The sequence below is a fragment of the Brevibacillus antibioticus genome (genome assembly GCF_005217615.1).
GTDB lineage: Bacteria > Bacillota > Bacilli > Brevibacillales > Brevibacillaceae > Brevibacillus > Brevibacillus antibioticus.
In genome coordinates, this window is sequence record NZ_SZNK01000001.1 from 1,690,295 (window position 1) to 1,704,479 (window position 14,185).

Genomic DNA, 14,185 nt, shown 5'->3' on the forward strand with positions numbered 1-14,185 from the left:
AAAGTGCAACAAAACATGATTTGTTTTGCGAAACATGGTAATCTGTAATGGTATAAATTGAATAAGAGGAGAAAGACTTATGAAGCGACCAGAAGATACACGCGTCGTTGTCGGTATGTCCGGCGGAGTCGACTCCTCCGTGACGGCTTACCTGCTTAAGCAACAGGGATATGACGTCATCGGCATCTTCATGAAAAACTGGGATGATACCGATGAATTCGGCCACTGCACGGCGGAAGAAGACTTCCAGGATGTCCGGCGCGTCTGTGAACAGATCGGCATTCCATATTACACGGTAAACTTTGAAAAAGAATACATGGACAAAGTATTCCAGTATTTTTTGGATGAATATAAAAGGGGACGTACACCGAATCCGGATGTTATGTGCAACCGTGAAATCAAGTTCGGTGAGCTTCTTGCCAAGGTCATGGATTTAGGGGCGGATTATATTGCTACCGGCCATTACGCGCAGGTCAAGTACATCGACGGTGAGTACAAGCTGATTCGTGGTGCGGACAACAACAAGGACCAGACTTACTTCTTGAATGTATTGGGCCAAGAACAGCTTTCCAAAACGATGTTCCCGATTGGTCATCTCCCAAAGCCTCAAGTAAGGGAGATCGCAGAGAAAGCAGGACTCTATACAGCGAAAAAGAAGGACAGTACAGGGATCTGCTTTATTGGGGAGCGCAACTTCCGCGATTTCCTGCAAAACTATTTGCCTGCCAAACCAGGAAATATCGAGACGGTTGATGGAGCTGTCATCGGTACGCACGACGGACTGATGTACTATACATTGGGTCAACGACAAGGCTTAGGGATAGGCGGCGGTCATGGCACGAGCGGAGAGCCTTGGTTTGTTGTAGACAAAGATCTGGAACGGAATGTCCTGATCGTCGGCGAAGGCTCTAATCATATCCGTCTGTACTCGAAGAGTCTCTTGGCGACCAACGTGAGCTGGGTGAGTGAAAAGAAGCCTTCCGAAACGTTTACTTGTACTGCGAAATTCCGTTATCGCCAGCCAGATCAGGGAGTAACTGTTCACCTGCTAGAGGATGGCAACGTCGAAGTTGTATTTGATCAGCCGCAAAAAGCAGTGACACCTGGTCAGGCTGTCGTCTTCTACGATGGGGAATTCTGTTTGGGTGGCGGAACGATTGACAAGGTACGCTTCGTCGATAAAGAGAACTAAGATAGACGGGGGAAGCACTCGGTGGATGCTACGAAAAAATCAAAAGTGATTATCGTTTCATTTTTGGCGGGAGCGGTTCTCTTGGCGGTCATCTCTTATTTCGGGATGGCCTCCAAGGGGAAAGAGCATATGGCGACGATCCAAAACGTCATCAAGGAGAACGGCGGGATTGTAGTCGCGGGTGGTGTGACAGCGGTTCCAAAGGAGGAAAGTCCTTTTACCAATAGCGGAAAAGGCAATACCATCTACCGCATCTACTATACGAAAGATGGGCAAACGTTGACGGCTTGGTATCGTGCTGATAACGAATCCTCCATTAAGAAAGAGCCGGAAGCATGGATTCTACCGTAGTAACAAGGATAAACCTGACTGGGAGAGTGAAGGCATCACATGACCCAACATGCTGGACTGCGTGAGCTGGCTGAACTGATTCGAAGACTCGAGCCAGAGTTAGCGGGTGCACAATTAAGTATACTTGCTCATGAAAATAAAGAGGAAATCGCAACACTGCTAGTGGAAGGACTCGGGACGAAGGTTCCTGTCCAACATAGCTCCGGCGAATATGCGAATCATTTGGCGATTTTGCGTGTAGGAGCGAACAAGTACACCTTTGCCCAAGATTGGAGAGAAGTGTACATCAGTGAAATCAATTACTGCGCGTGTCGCATACCTCCAGGGGCCCATGGATTGTTGGTTCACCATATCGATTATCCAGGCGTGATTTATGATGTCTCACGAAAACTAGCCGATCATCAAATCAACGTTTCCAAATTGAATGTATCGCGCGAACAAAAAGGGAAGAATGCCCTGCTGATCTCTGTGACTGATGAAGAGATTACACCGACGATTGTCTCTGCCATCGAAGAGCTGCCCCAAATCACCAAAGTGTTATCTCTACAGTAAGCGAATCATGATAAACAAAAACTGCCCGTTGCTAGTAGCGGGCAGTTTTTTTTGTGGCGAATCTGAGTCCTTGACTAATGAAGACTGGCAAAACAGACGAGTGATTTTCGTTGGCAAATTCCTTAAAGGAAGCCTTGATTTGGCCCTTACCCATGGAGGACAATCGTTCGATCATCGCCAGCGATTTTTCTTTGACCAAGAATCGCCCATCGTTTTCCAACTCGCCGATCGTCAGGAGCGCATGGACGTCGAGGTCATCTGTCAGCAGGCTCGGCAATTGACTCTCCTTCGCAAGCAGCACGCTCTCATTCCAGTGGATAGAGGGGCTACCGGCAATATACCGCTGGAATGCGTGTGGTCTCGACAGAAGCACATGCAAGACAAATAAGCCGCCTAGCGAATGTCCCAAAATCGCTTGCTGCGTCCGATCGATGGGGAAGTCGTTTTCGATGCTAGGCTTGAGCTCCTCCTCTAAAAAGGTGAGGAACTGCTCCGCTCCCCCCATTTGTGGCCACTCGGCTCCTTTTGGGCTGCCAGGAAGCTCTGAGGCGGGAACTTCATGCGTGTAATCATTGAAACGGGCAGGATGGTATGGATCGTCTGTTGGATAGCCAATCCCGACGACGATAGCAGGATACACCCCAGTTCGTTTGGGGCCACGTGATTGTATCCGTATCGCTTCGGTCATAGTGGCAAAAACAGAGTTGCCATCTAGCAAATATATGACGGGAAAGCCTGATTCCGGAGGGGGATCGGCAGGTATACTTACGAAAATGTGATAGTCACGCTCTTGATACGTCATGATTTTACTGTAAGAACGAGGAATGACGACAGGTTGATAGTCGGTGCTTTTCATGAGGGCTACTCTCCAATCTCTCCAAGGCTAACCAACACGCACAAAATCTATTATATGAACGAGAACCAGAGATTGGCAATAGCCGAAAAAGGAGAATAGTTAGTTTTCGAAAAGAGCCCATACTGAGCTTGACTCCTACGATATATTGAGGTAAAGTAAGTTTTACCAACTACATATTGATGCGGTAAGGTGTTTGCCAGCCAGATTTGGTAGACTTAATAGGGAAGTCGGTGAGAATCCGACGCGGTCCCGCCACTGTAATGAGAGAGTTCCATTTGCGTAAGAATGCCACTGATCCATGAGGGATTGGGAAGGTGAAATGGAGCGATGATCCTAAAGCCAGGAGACCTGCCTAACCGCTTGCACTGTTTACCCTACGGGAGATAGGGAAGTGTTCGAGCGCTCAATTCGCGTTGGCGAATTGCTAGATGGAAGTCATCACGCGCATTCGGCATGTAAACGTCGGATGCGCTTTTACTTTGGCTAAATAACATACATACAGAGTAAAAATAGCAGGATAGGATGAGGGACATGCTAATCGCTTATGATTCAAAAACAGGAAACGTCCGAAGATTCGTCAACAAAATAAATTTGCCACATGTGGAAATTGATCAAGATATGGTGCTGGACGAGCCATTCATTTTGATCACATACACGACGGGATTCGGACAAGTGCCGGAGAAGGTGGCGACGTTCCTGAAGCGAAATCATGTCCATCTGCGCGGAGTATCCGCCAGCGGTAACCGCAACTGGGGAACCAGCTTTGCCAAAAGCGCGGATACGATCGCGAGCCAATATGGTGTTCCGGTGATTTCTAAGTTTGAACTGTCCGGTACCGGCCGTGACGTGGAACAATTTACGAGTGGGGTGGCAGCAATTGCGGCATATTGAATTGAACAACGAACTGATGCAGCGTGGCAATGACGGATTTTATCAACTGGAAAAGGATCGGGAAGCGGTTGCGGTCTTCATGGAAGAAGTGCAGTCCAACACGATGACTTTTGGCAGTGTCAAAGAACGCATGGACTATTTGATCGAGAATGACTTCTATGAAAACGTCTATGAAACATACACGGTTGAGCAGGTTGATGAAGTTTTCCGTTTGGCCTATGACGTCGATTTTCAATTTGCTTCGTATATGGCTATCTCCAAATTTTATAAAGATTACGCTTTGAAAACGAACGATAAATCGATGTACTTGGAGCAGTATCCAGACCGGGTGGCCGTTGTGGCACTGTCCCTTGGACAGGGTGACTTTGAGCTCGCCAAGCGTTTAACGGTCTCCATGATGGATCAACGCCTGCAGCCGGCGACGCCAACCTTCCTGAACGCAGGCAAAAGCCGCAGGGGAGAAATGGTTTCCTGCTTCTTGCTCGAAATGGATGATTCACTGAATTCCATCAACTTTATTTTGGGAACTTGTATGCAGCTATCCAAAATTGGCGGCGGTGTAGCCGTGAACCTGTCCAAGCTTCGCGGACGAGGAGAGCCGATCAAAGGCGTCGAGGGCGCGGCAAAAGGTGTCATGCCGGTTCTCAAGCTGTTGGAAGATGCGTTTTCCTACGCAGATCAAATGGGGCAACGCAAAGGGTCAGGTGCAGCGTACTACAACATCTTTGGCTGGGATATCAACGAGTTTCTCGATTGCAAAAAAATCAATGCCGATGAAAAAGCACGCATCAAAACATTGTCCATCGGCCTAATCGTACCAAACGTGTTCTACAAGCTGGCTGAAGAAAACAAGCCACTGACTGTGTTTGCTCCATACTCCGTGTACAAAGAATACGGTGTGCATCTGGATGATATGGACCTCGATGACATGTACGAGGAGCTCTTGGCAAACGATCGCGTCAAGAAAAAGACCGTGATGAGCGCACGAGAGATGTTGACGAAAATCGCGATGATCCAAATGGAATCGGGCTATCCGTACATCATGAACAAAACGAATGCGAACAACAACCATGCCCTAAAAGATCTCGGTTCGGTGAAAATGTCCAACCTATGCACGGAAATCTTCCAGCTGCAGGAGACTTCGACGATCACCAATTACGGCGAGATGGATATCATCCGTCGCGATATTAGCTGCAATCTGGCATCACTCAATATCGTCAACGTGATGGAACGCAAAATGGTCCGTGAATCCGTCCACGAAGGAATCGAAGCGATTACTGCCGTAAGTGACATGACCCGTGTAGAAAACGCTCCGGGCGTTCAAAAAGCAAACAGTGAGCTGCACTCAGTAGGGCTCGGTGCGATGAATTTGAACGGTTATCTGGCAAAGAACAGAATCGCCTACGAGAGTGAAGAAGCCAAGGATTTCGCTCGTACGTTTTTCATGATGATGAACTTCTACTCCTTGGAAAAAAGCATGGAAATTGCCAAGGAAACAGGCAAGACCTTCTTGGGCTTTGAACAATCGGAATATGCAAAAGGCACTTATTTTAACAAGTACATGACAAACGATTACAGCCCACGGACGGAAAAAGCAAAGCTTCTCTTTGAAGGAATGCACATTCCGACGCCAGCGGATTGGGCGGAACTACAACAAAAGGTGCAAAAGTATGGCGTTTACCATGCGTACCGTTTGGCGATCGCACCAACACAGAGCATTTCCTACATTCAGAATGCAACTTCTAGCGTGATGCCAATCGTCGAGCATATCGAAACGAGAACGTATGCCAACTCTACGACGTACTACCCGATGCCGTACTTGTCGCAGGAAAACTATTTCTACTACAAATCGGCGTATGTGATCGATCAATTCAAAGTGATTGATCTGATTGCCGAAATTCAAGAGCACATCGACCAAGGAATTTCGACTGTACTGCACGTGAACAGCAACATTTCAACCAGAGAACTAGCTCGCTACTACATTTACGCAGCGAAAAAAGGTCTGAAGTCACTCTACTATACGCGTACGAAGCATTTGACCGTAGAAGAGTGCATTAGCTGCGCGATTTAGTGAACGAGATTCATAAAAGGAAAAGCATCAAGCAAAAAGAGAAGAGGAACGCCATATGAAAGCAGTCAATTGGAACAGGCCGGACGACGATTTTACGATGACGTTTTGGAATCAAAACATCATGCAGTTTTGGACGGATGATGAGATTCCGCTGTCAGATGACAAGATGGCCTGGATGGAGCTCAGTGCGACTGAACGGGAAACGTATAAAAAGGTATTGGGCGGTCTCACCTTGCTGGATACGGTTCAGGGTGGAGTAGGGATGCCGAAGATCATGGAGCATGTTGATGGACTACAAAGAAAAGCGGTTCTCGCCTTCATGGGCATGATGGAGCAAATCCATGCCAAATCGTACAGCAGTATCTTTACAACGCTGGCATCGACAGAAGAGATTGATGGTATTTTTTCGTGGGTAGAAAACAATCCACATCTGCAAAAGAAAGCGGCCCTCATCTCTAAACGCTATCATGAAATCGAGAAACCGAAAGACTTGTACATGGCGATGGTAGCGTCCGTCTTCCTGGAAAGCTATTTGTTTTACAGCGGCTTCTTCTATCCGCTCTATTTGGCGGGGCAAGGAAAGATGACAAGCAGCGGGGAAATTATCGACCTGATTGTTCGCGACGAGAGCATCCACGGACTCTATGTTGGCGTTCTCGCGCAAGAAGTCTATCAAGGTCTGAGTGTGGTCGAGCAGACCGCAGCAAAAGAGGAGCTGTATGCCCTTTTGCATGAGCTGCAAGAAAATGAAGAGGCCTATACGACCTCGTTGTATACGGAAATCGGATTGGCTGACGAGGTTCATGCTTACGTGCGCTACAACGCGAACAAAGCATTGATGAATCTGGGGCTGGACCCGCTATTCCCGGAGGAAGAAGTGAACCCGATCGTGCTGAACGGCATTCGCACACAGACGAAGCAGCATGACTTCTTCTCGAAAAAAGGAAATGGTTATGTCCGTACGTTAAACGTAGAGCCGTTGACCGATGATGATTTTATATTTTAGTATGACAAAAAATGGATTTTGTGTTACGGTATGAACAGTATGCTGCCCTGCTAGTTTTTGGGGGCACTTCACAGAACCATGACAACTTCATAGGAGTGGGAACAGGTTCTTTGGTTATCAAGTTTGACCAAGGATGAAAAGGGAAGTCGGTGAGAATCCGACACGGTCCCGCCACTGTATGAGGGGAGTCGGCACATCGATCAGCCACTGATCCAAACGGATTGGGAAGGCATGTGCAGACGATGATCCCAAAGTCAGGAGACCTGCCTGTTTCGACGACACTGCTTAACCTACGGGAGATAGGGAGGTGTTAGGATGCTGTGATCTCAGTGCTTATTTGGCATTTCTAACGTTCTTTTTGATCGTTGGAGATGCCTTTTTTATTGGGCGGATTCAAGTCAAGATCGAATAAAGAATGGAGAGGAAGCTCATGAAAAGCAGCAATTTGGGATATCCACGGATCGGGAAGAACCGCGAGTGGAAAAAGGCATTAGAAGCATTTTGGGCAGGCACTATCGATGAGGCAAGCCTGGTACAGCAAATGGAGCAAATCCGTCACCAAAACCTGTTGCGTCAGCAGGAAAAAGGGGTCGAGCTGATCCCTGTGGGTGACTTTACGTACTACGATCATATGCTGGATATGGCAGTGATGTTTGGAATGGTCCCCAAGCGTTATGAATACGAGGGAGGCCCGGTTTCATTAGCCACATACTTCGCCATGGCTCGCGGTTCGAAGGAAGCTGTCGCCAGCGAAATGACGAAATGGTTTAACACGAACTATCATTATATCGTCCCGGAGTTCGGTGAACGACAACCAGCCATAACCGAGAACAAGCCTCTTCAGGCCTATTTGGAGGCCAAAGAAAAGTTTGGCATCATCGGAAAGCCTGTCATTGTAGGCCCGTATTCATTTGTCAAATTGTCTAAAGGATATGAAAAAAACGAATTTGAAAACATCGTGGATCAACTCGTACCGCTCTACATTGACATTCTCCGGGAGTTGGAGCTGCACGGCGTGGAATGGGTGCAAATCGATGAGCCTGCATTTGTGCTGGATGTGTCGGAGCATGATCGCGCCATTATCAAACGTATCTATGCGCAAATCGGTCAAGCACTATCGCATCTACAATGCATGCTGCAAACCTATTTTGAAGCGGTGGATTGGTACGAGGAGCTGGTCTCCTTACCAGTAAAAGGAATCGGCCTTGATTTTGTACACGGAGTGAAGCGTAATCTGACCAATCTGAAAAGACACGGGTTTCCAGCAGACAAGATTCTCGCAGCGGGAGTCATCGGCGGCCGAAACATATGGCGTGCGTCTATTGAGGAGAAATGGGAGCTGGTCAAAGAAATTACCGAGATCGTTCCACTCGAAAAGCTGTGGTTGCAGCCGTCCAGTAGTTTGTTGCATGTACCTGTAACGGTTGAAGCAGAGAGCGACTTGCCAGAGGAAGTCATGCCCGCATTGGCGTTTTCCGACGAAAAGCTGGGGGAAGTACAGCTCTTAGTCCAAGGATTCCGATATGGTAAGTATGTCATTTCGAAAGAGATCGCTCAAAATGAAGCGGACTTGCTGAAGCTGGCATTATCTCCTGCGAGGAATCGTCAAGAAGTGAAGGATGCTTTACGTCAAATCGCTGCTGCAAAACTTGAAAGAAGTGTTCCTTATCTCGAACGCCGAGAGATTCAACAAAATACGTGGAAGTTGCCACTGTTGCCAACTACTACAATCGGAAGCTTCCCGCAGACGGCGGAGGTCCGCCAAGCCCGACAGCAGTTTAAAAAAGGGAACTGGACAGTGGAGCAATACGATGGTTTCATTCAGACGCAAATCAAGGAATGGATCGACATACAAGAAGAGCTCGGTCTGGATGTCCTCGTCCATGGTGAGTTCGAACGAACCGATATGGTTGAGTATTTTGGCGAAAAGCTCGATGGCTTTTTGTTCACGAAAAACGGCTGGGTGCAGTCATATGGCTCGCGCTGCGTGAAGCCACCTATTATTTACGGAGATGTGGAGTTTGTAGCACCGATGACGGTCAAGGAAAGTGTGTATGCAAAATCATTGACCGCCAAACCAATGAAGGGTATGTTAACTGGCCCTGCAACGATTCTGAATTGGTCGTTTTCTCGAGTCGATGTCTCCAGACAAGAAGTGTGCGAACAAATCGCGTTGGCATTGCGAAAAGAAGTAGAAGCCTTGGAAGAAGCGGGGATTCTCATGATTCAAGTCGATGAACCAGCGCTGCGCGAAGGACTTCCGCTCAAAAAAGAAGAGCAGGCAGCTTATCTCGAGTGGGCTGTCAGAGCGTTTCGTCTAGCGACCTCCACCGTTGCGCCGAGCACCCAGATTCATACACATATGTGCTATTGCGAATTCCATGATTTTATGGATGTCATCAGCGAACTCGATGCCGATGTGATTTCGATTGAAACTTCCCGCAGCCACGGAGAGCTCGTGTCTGTGTTCGAAACAGGTACGTATGACAAAGGCATCGGGCTTGGCGTATACGACATCCATAGCCCTCGAATTCCAGCTGTCTCTGAAATGGAAGATATGGTAGCACGAGGTGTACAAGTACTTCCACCCGATCAATTCTGGATTAACCCGGATTGCGGGCTGAAGACGAGAGGGAGAGAAGAAACCGTTCAGTCATTACGAAACATGGTTGAGGCAACGAAGGCGATTCGAATTCGTTTGACAGCCCAGTAGGAGAGGAGCACACGATGAGAGGACCCTCACAAATGATGACAGATGCACGGCCGATCCAACAATCGAGAACCTTCTTGACTGATCTCGTCTTGCCACCGGATACCAATCACCACCATACTATTTTCGGTGGGAAAGTCATGGCATACGTAGATAAAATCGCCTGCATCGCAGCAATGCGACATTGCCGTATGCCTGTTGTCACTGCGTCCAGCGATTCCTTCGATTTTCTCGCGCCAATCAAGACAGGGGAAGCGATCAACCTGGAGGCATATGTCACCTGGACCCATAAGACATCGATGGAAGTATTCGTGAGAGTGGAAGCGGAGAACTTGTTGACCGGGGAAAAGCGCATGACAGCACGCGCGTATCTGACGATGATTGCCCTCGACGATCATGGAAAGCCGACAATCGTACCTGGTGTCATTCCTGATACAGAAGAAGAGCGCATCCAGTATGAAAAAGCGAAGGAACGCCATGTATTGAGAAGGAAGCGGAAGGTAGAGATGTAAGAAGGAACCCCCTACTACAGAGAAGCCTCCGGTAAACTTGCTTGTGGCAGGTTACCGAAGGCTTCTTTCTTTTATTTGCATGCATACACCCTTTTCAAAAATTCAAAATGACTTCATGAACTCAGCTAATTCATCTTGGTCGGCTCCGTCATAGTGCCAATGACAGGCGATTTCTTCTGCTTGCTCTTGTCATGGTGGTAAACTCATACTGCATGATGCTGTAGCCCTCCTTAGAGCATCCCTTGCCGTAGCTCTTCTGTAAACTGCTGGACTAGCTTGGGTCTACCGTGGAACTGAGCAGGGGTATTTTGAAAAAGTGTGACTTCCCATTTATCTCCTTGCTTTACGGCTACGAGCGTCTGATGCGTATTTAATGTGGGGTCCAGCTTGCTTTTTCCTGGTGGAATCATGCCTGCTATTGCTCGGACGATACCAACTTCTTCGCTCAACAACCGTACCGACCGGATTTTATAAACAAAGGGAGGTGTTTGATGATGGGAGAAGATTTCGTCGAGATGACTGAAAATCTCGTCACGCCCAATGATCTGACTGCCATCAAAGCCAATCAATTCACCTTCTGTCGCAAAAGGAGTGGACATACCGGTAGCACTGCGATCATTCCAGCCTGTGATGAGTTGCTCATAAAGGGTGTGGATCGCATTTTCGCTTGTTGTTTTTTGCATGTTTGTTTCCTCCTGCTTTACCAATTAGAAGATAGCGTATCATAATTGATCTTTTGCATGCAAAAAAGCCGCTGTCTTTCTCATCGTGCTAATTGATAGCAAGAACTTTTTGTGTTATCTGGGAAAAAAGTAATATAATAGCATAATGATAAAGGGGGAAACGTATATGGATACACAAGATGAGACTGTCAAAGAAATTAACGCCAAAATCAGGACGTTATGGAAAAGTGTCATTGTTTTTGGTCTTTTTACTATTGTAGGCATTTTTGCCGGAAATGTCATTCTCATTCTTATTTCATTGTTATTTGTGATTGGTGGCGTTTGGGGAATTGGGAAATTTAAGAAAACGCTACAAAATCAATTAACGGATTATCAACCTGGAAAAGGATTTTCGTTTTTTCGTAACACGGGAGAGCAAAAGATTAAGCACATTACATATGTCCAGTATGGGTTAGCTGGACTTATCCTTGTTTGCGTCCTATTTAATATAAGTACTTTTTATGCAATCTCTTCTGGAATCACTGTTATTTTAGTACTACAGTTCATATTTAAGAGACGAATTTCGCTCCATACGAAAATTGATGATGCTTCCTTGTTTGAATTAGAAGAAATCGGAATTATTACTTCAAAGGATATTGTCAATGCCTTGTATAAGGATTTTGAGAGTTGGACGAATGTACAGCCGGGAAACAAAGTCTTTCTCGTCAAGCAAGATGCACTTGTTTGTATCGCGATGAATGAGAACTTGAAAGCTGTACGAAGGGAATGGCAGCTTCGTGATATTAAAAAGTTGGGTCTATTAGGGGGAGGGAATGATGGACAAGGATTGCTCCTATTTCTTGGGATCTCCCAAGATGAAGTCATACGCTTAAAAATGGAAGGTAGTAGCTTTCAGGATTCACCAGAACAATTCATGACCTACTTTTTACAAGCACTGGATAAAGCACACCTGTCGACTCAAGTGGACAATGTCAAGAATACCCGAGATGGAAGGTACCTACAAACATCGGAGAATCATAATATGTCCACCCCGCCTTCTCCTAGCACAAACAATAGAAAATTGGATATCGAGGTAACTGACGTAACTGCATCGACGAAAATGGAGCGATCGAGTAGTAATGGCGGGCGTATCTTGGATTTGTAGGAGGAAATCGAGCTTGTCACCGACATTGCGAATACATGAGATATGTAATCACAGCAGAGTAAATGGACCCGGGGTGAGAGCGGTCGTCTGGGTGCAAGGTTGCTCCATAGGGTGTAAAGGGTGCTTTAATCCAGAGACGCATCCCGATCATCAAGTAGGCACATTGCTCGACCCGCAAAAACTCGGAAGAGACCTTGGTCACTTGAAGATTGACGGTATAACCGTTTCTGGTGGGGAACCACTTGATCAAGCGGAACAACTGGTGGATATGGTTGAAGCATTTCGAAAAATTCATACCGGCACAGCACTTCTCTACTCAGGCTATACGGTAGAGAGTATAGTAAAAAGCGATGTCAAAAGAAAAGCATTGCTCCAATTTGATGCGGCATTAGTCGGACCTTATCTTCATCAATCAGATGAGATTTGGCATGGGAAGAAGCTGCTTTTGCTCACAGGTCGTATCTCTCCTGATGAGTTAAAGCCACAGAGAAGAGTGGAACTCATAGCAAATACAGAATCCATTCATGTTACTGGATTTCCTACTGAACGTATGAAAAACAAGATACAAATTTTGCTGTAAGATGGAGGACCACGAATATGCTACAGGATTTCATCGAAGAAGTAGGTTATTTAATACGCGCACGATACAGTATTCTCTATATTTTTACACAAGAAGAGGAGCGGGCGCTGGAGGTTTTTCAAAGCATTGGCGCGCAACTAAATAAACGTATTATCATTTGGACCGCGACAAAGGGCCTGATTTTGGACGGTGACGAGCTAGACGCTAAGAGTACTGATTTTCGGATAGCATTAGAGATGGCAGAAGATTTAGCGAAAGAACCGACACTTTTTGTTTGGTGTGATCTACATCCGTTTATTCGAGGCTCCAGTTCGCCCATATACATTAGGAAGTTTCGGGAATTTGCACAAAAAATAAGAATGGGCTTCCCCTCCAATTCGGTTATTATTTCTCCGAGTATAGAAATACCTATTGAGCTACAAAAGGAAATTACGATCTTGGATTTACCACTTCCTGAACTGGAGGAGGTAAAACAGATTATCGTAAACTTCACGGATGCTTACAAGGGACGACCTGGAATTATGATTGACCAGACCCCAGAAGTGATAGAAGCTTTAGCTCGTGCGGCTGTAGGTCTTACTCGTAGTGAAATAGAAAATTGTTTAGCAAAAGCATTAGTAAAAAATAAAGGCATCTCTGATTCTGATGTTTCTACGATTTTAGAGGAAAAGAAACAGATCATTCGGAAATCAGGAATACTGGAATACATTTCTACAGAGTCTCTTAATCTTGATCAAATTGGCGGATTAGATAATTTGAAGCGTTGGTTATTAAAGCGAAAGGCTTCGTATTCAACGGAAGCCAGAGAGTTCGGTATCCAGTGGCCAAAGGGTGTATTGCTGGTGGGAGTTCCTGGGTGTGGGAAAAGCTTGTGTGCAAAAAGTGTAGCTACTGCTTGGCAAATGCCTCTTCTTCGCTTGGATTTAGGACGAGTATTTGCGGGCATTGTAGGCTCATCTGAGGCAAACATTCGCTCTGCTCTTGCCATGTGCGAAGCCGTCTCCCCATCCATCGTATGGATAGACGAGATTGAAAAGGCTCTTTCTGGTATAGGAAGCGGAATGTCAGATGGAGGAGTCGCTACGAGAATCTTTGGAACATTGCTGACTTGGATGCAGGAGAAGAAAAGTCCAGTATTTGTTTTTGCTACAGCGAACAAAATCGAGCAGCTTCCGGCAGAGCTTCTGCGCAAAGGCAGGTTTGATGAAATCTTTTTTGTGGATTTGCCTACTCCAGAGGAACGAGCAGAAATTATAAAAATTCATCTGGATCGTCTGAAGCGACACAATACAGTGTTTGATATTCCGAAACTTGTAGAAGCATCAGGGGAAGCTTTCTGGGGCGAAGGAATCCGCTTGACTGGTGCAGAGATAGAGTATTCCATACACGAGGGACTGATGGATGCTTTCTCCAAACGAGTTTCAGAAGGGGACCATGAACGAGACATCGTGACTGATGATATCTTACAAGCCATGAGGAGGACAGTTCCTTTGGCCAAATCAAGGCGTTTAGAAGTGGAACAGCTTCGTACTTGGGCGAAGGAATACGCTATTCGCGCAAGCTTGTTAAACGAGGCATTACCCGGCTTTACTCGAGAGGAAGCAGTAGGTCGAAACATTGACTTTTAGGAGGTGTCA

General features: G+C 46.4%; 13 protein-coding genes and 2 riboswitches. Of the genes, 11 read left to right on the forward strand and 2 right to left on the reverse strand.

From position 1 onward, the window contains the following. The first annotated feature begins 79 nt into the window (after positions 1–79). The 3 genes from mnmA to E8L90_RS07725 are packed head-to-tail and all read left to right on the forward strand — an operon-like array spanning position 80 to position 2,095. The gene (mnmA, locus tag E8L90_RS07715) at positions 80–1,192 is read left to right on the forward strand and encodes a tRNA 2-thiouridine(34) synthase MnmA (protein ID WP_137028695.1); all 1,113 of its coding nucleotides are present in this window, start codon (positions 80–82) and stop codon (positions 1,190–1,192) included. Between the two features lie 21 nt (positions 1,193–1,213). Next, the gene (locus E8L90_RS07720; protein WP_137028696.1) at positions 1,214–1,543 is read left to right on the forward strand and encodes a hypothetical protein; all 330 of its coding nucleotides are present in this window, start codon (positions 1,214–1,216) and stop codon (positions 1,541–1,543) included. A 39-nt stretch (positions 1,544–1,582) separates the two neighbouring features. After that, the gene (locus tag E8L90_RS07725) at positions 1,583–2,095 is read left to right on the forward strand and encodes an ACT domain-containing protein (RefSeq protein ID WP_137028697.1); all 513 of its coding nucleotides are present in this window, start codon (positions 1,583–1,585) and stop codon (positions 2,093–2,095) included. Positions 2,096–2,126: 31 nt separating this feature from the next. On the opposite strand, the gene E8L90_RS07730 is transcribed toward E8L90_RS07725, so the two are convergent. Continuing rightward, positions 2,127–2,951, reverse strand: a complete 825-nt coding sequence (locus tag E8L90_RS07730) for an alpha/beta hydrolase (RefSeq protein WP_137028698.1) — start codon at positions 2,949–2,951, stop codon at positions 2,127–2,129. A gap of 170 nt (positions 2,952–3,121) precedes the next feature. Continuing rightward, positions 3,122–3,321, forward strand: a riboswitch (cobalamin riboswitch). Between the two features lie 161 nt (positions 3,322–3,482). Here E8L90_RS07730 and nrdI point away from each other — a divergent pair. The 5 genes from nrdI to E8L90_RS07755 all read left to right on the forward strand — a co-directional run bounded on the left by nrdI (position 3,483) and on the right by E8L90_RS07755 (position 10,141). Further along, entirely contained in the window at positions 3,483–3,842 is a 360-nt protein-coding gene (nrdI, locus tag E8L90_RS07735) for a class Ib ribonucleoside-diphosphate reductase assembly flavoprotein NrdI (RefSeq protein ID WP_015891428.1), read from the forward strand. After that, positions 3,829–5,913 carry a class 1b ribonucleoside-diphosphate reductase subunit alpha gene (nrdE, locus tag E8L90_RS07740; RefSeq protein WP_137033327.1) on the forward strand — a complete coding sequence of 695 codons (2,085 nt, stop codon included), beginning with the start codon at positions 3,829–3,831 and terminating at the stop codon, positions 5,911–5,913. Before nrdI ends, nrdE begins: the two co-directional genes overlap by 14 nt. 55 nt (positions 5,914–5,968) lie before the next feature. Continuing rightward, positions 5,969–6,919, forward strand: coding sequence for a class 1b ribonucleoside-diphosphate reductase subunit beta (gene nrdF / locus E8L90_RS07745; protein WP_137028699.1), 951 nt, complete (start codon positions 5,969–5,971; stop codon positions 6,917–6,919). Between the two features lie 86 nt (positions 6,920–7,005). Then, positions 7,006–7,204, forward strand: a riboswitch (cobalamin riboswitch). Positions 7,205–7,349: 145 nt separating this feature from the next. Then, on the forward strand, positions 7,350–9,632 hold the full coding sequence (gene metE / locus E8L90_RS07750) for a 5-methyltetrahydropteroyltriglutamate--homocysteine S-methyltransferase (RefSeq protein WP_137028700.1): 2,283 nt from the start codon (positions 7,350–7,352) through the stop codon (positions 9,630–9,632). A gap of 14 nt (positions 9,633–9,646) precedes the next feature. Continuing rightward, positions 9,647–10,141 carry an acyl-CoA thioesterase gene (locus E8L90_RS07755; protein ID WP_137028701.1) on the forward strand — a complete coding sequence of 165 codons (495 nt, stop codon included), beginning with the start codon at positions 9,647–9,649 and terminating at the stop codon, positions 10,139–10,141. 230 nt (positions 10,142–10,371) lie between these two features. Here E8L90_RS07755 and E8L90_RS07760 read toward each other — a convergent pair whose 3' ends face one another. Further along, positions 10,372–10,824, reverse strand: a complete 453-nt coding sequence (locus E8L90_RS07760; RefSeq protein WP_137028702.1) for an SgcJ/EcaC family oxidoreductase — start codon at positions 10,822–10,824, stop codon at positions 10,372–10,374. A 166-nt stretch (positions 10,825–10,990) separates the two neighbouring features. Between E8L90_RS07760 and E8L90_RS07765 the strand changes: the two genes are divergently transcribed. Genes E8L90_RS07765 through E8L90_RS07775 form a run of 3 tightly spaced genes read left to right on the forward strand, consistent with a single transcriptional unit; the run spans position 10,991 to position 14,176 of the window. Beyond that, positions 10,991–11,968 carry a hypothetical protein gene (locus tag E8L90_RS07765; RefSeq protein WP_137028703.1) on the forward strand — a complete coding sequence of 326 codons (978 nt, stop codon included), beginning with the start codon at positions 10,991–10,993 and terminating at the stop codon, positions 11,966–11,968. 13 nt (positions 11,969–11,981) lie between these two features. Further along, a complete protein-coding gene (locus tag E8L90_RS07770) occupies positions 11,982–12,548 on the forward strand; it encodes a 4Fe-4S single cluster domain-containing protein (protein WP_162309065.1) in 567 nt (188 codons plus the stop codon). A 17-nt stretch (positions 12,549–12,565) separates the two neighbouring features. Next, entirely contained in the window at positions 12,566–14,176 is a 1,611-nt protein-coding gene (locus tag E8L90_RS07775; RefSeq protein WP_137028705.1) for an AAA family ATPase, read from the forward strand. Positions 14,177–14,185 lie beyond the last annotated feature (9 nt).

Bases quoted from the DNA above. Each gene is read 5' to 3' on its own strand.
- mnmA (WP_137028695.1), top strand. From the start codon at position 80: ATGAAGCGACCAGAAGATACACGCGTCGTTGTCGGTATGTCCGGCGGA.
- E8L90_RS07725 (WP_137028697.1), top strand. From the start codon at position 1,583: ATGACCCAACATGCTGGACTGCGTGAGCTGGCTGAACTGATTCGAAGA.
- E8L90_RS07730 (WP_137028698.1), bottom strand. From the start codon at position 2,951: ATGAAAAGCACCGACTATCAACCTGTCGTCATTCCTCGTTCTTACAGT.
- nrdI (WP_015891428.1), top strand. From the start codon at position 3,483: ATGCTAATCGCTTATGATTCAAAAACAGGAAACGTCCGAAGATTCGTC.
- nrdF (WP_137028699.1), top strand. From the start codon at position 5,969: ATGAAAGCAGTCAATTGGAACAGGCCGGACGACGATTTTACGATGACG.
- metE (WP_137028700.1), top strand. From the start codon at position 7,350: ATGAAAAGCAGCAATTTGGGATATCCACGGATCGGGAAGAACCGCGAG.
- E8L90_RS07755 (WP_137028701.1), top strand. From the start codon at position 9,647: ATGAGAGGACCCTCACAAATGATGACAGATGCACGGCCGATCCAACAA.
- E8L90_RS07760 (WP_137028702.1), bottom strand. From the start codon at position 10,824: ATGCAAAAAACAACAAGCGAAAATGCGATCCACACCCTTTATGAGCAA.
- E8L90_RS07765 (WP_137028703.1), top strand. From the start codon at position 10,991: ATGGATACACAAGATGAGACTGTCAAAGAAATTAACGCCAAAATCAGG.
- E8L90_RS07775 (WP_137028705.1), top strand. From the start codon at position 12,566: ATGCTACAGGATTTCATCGAAGAAGTAGGTTATTTAATACGCGCACGA.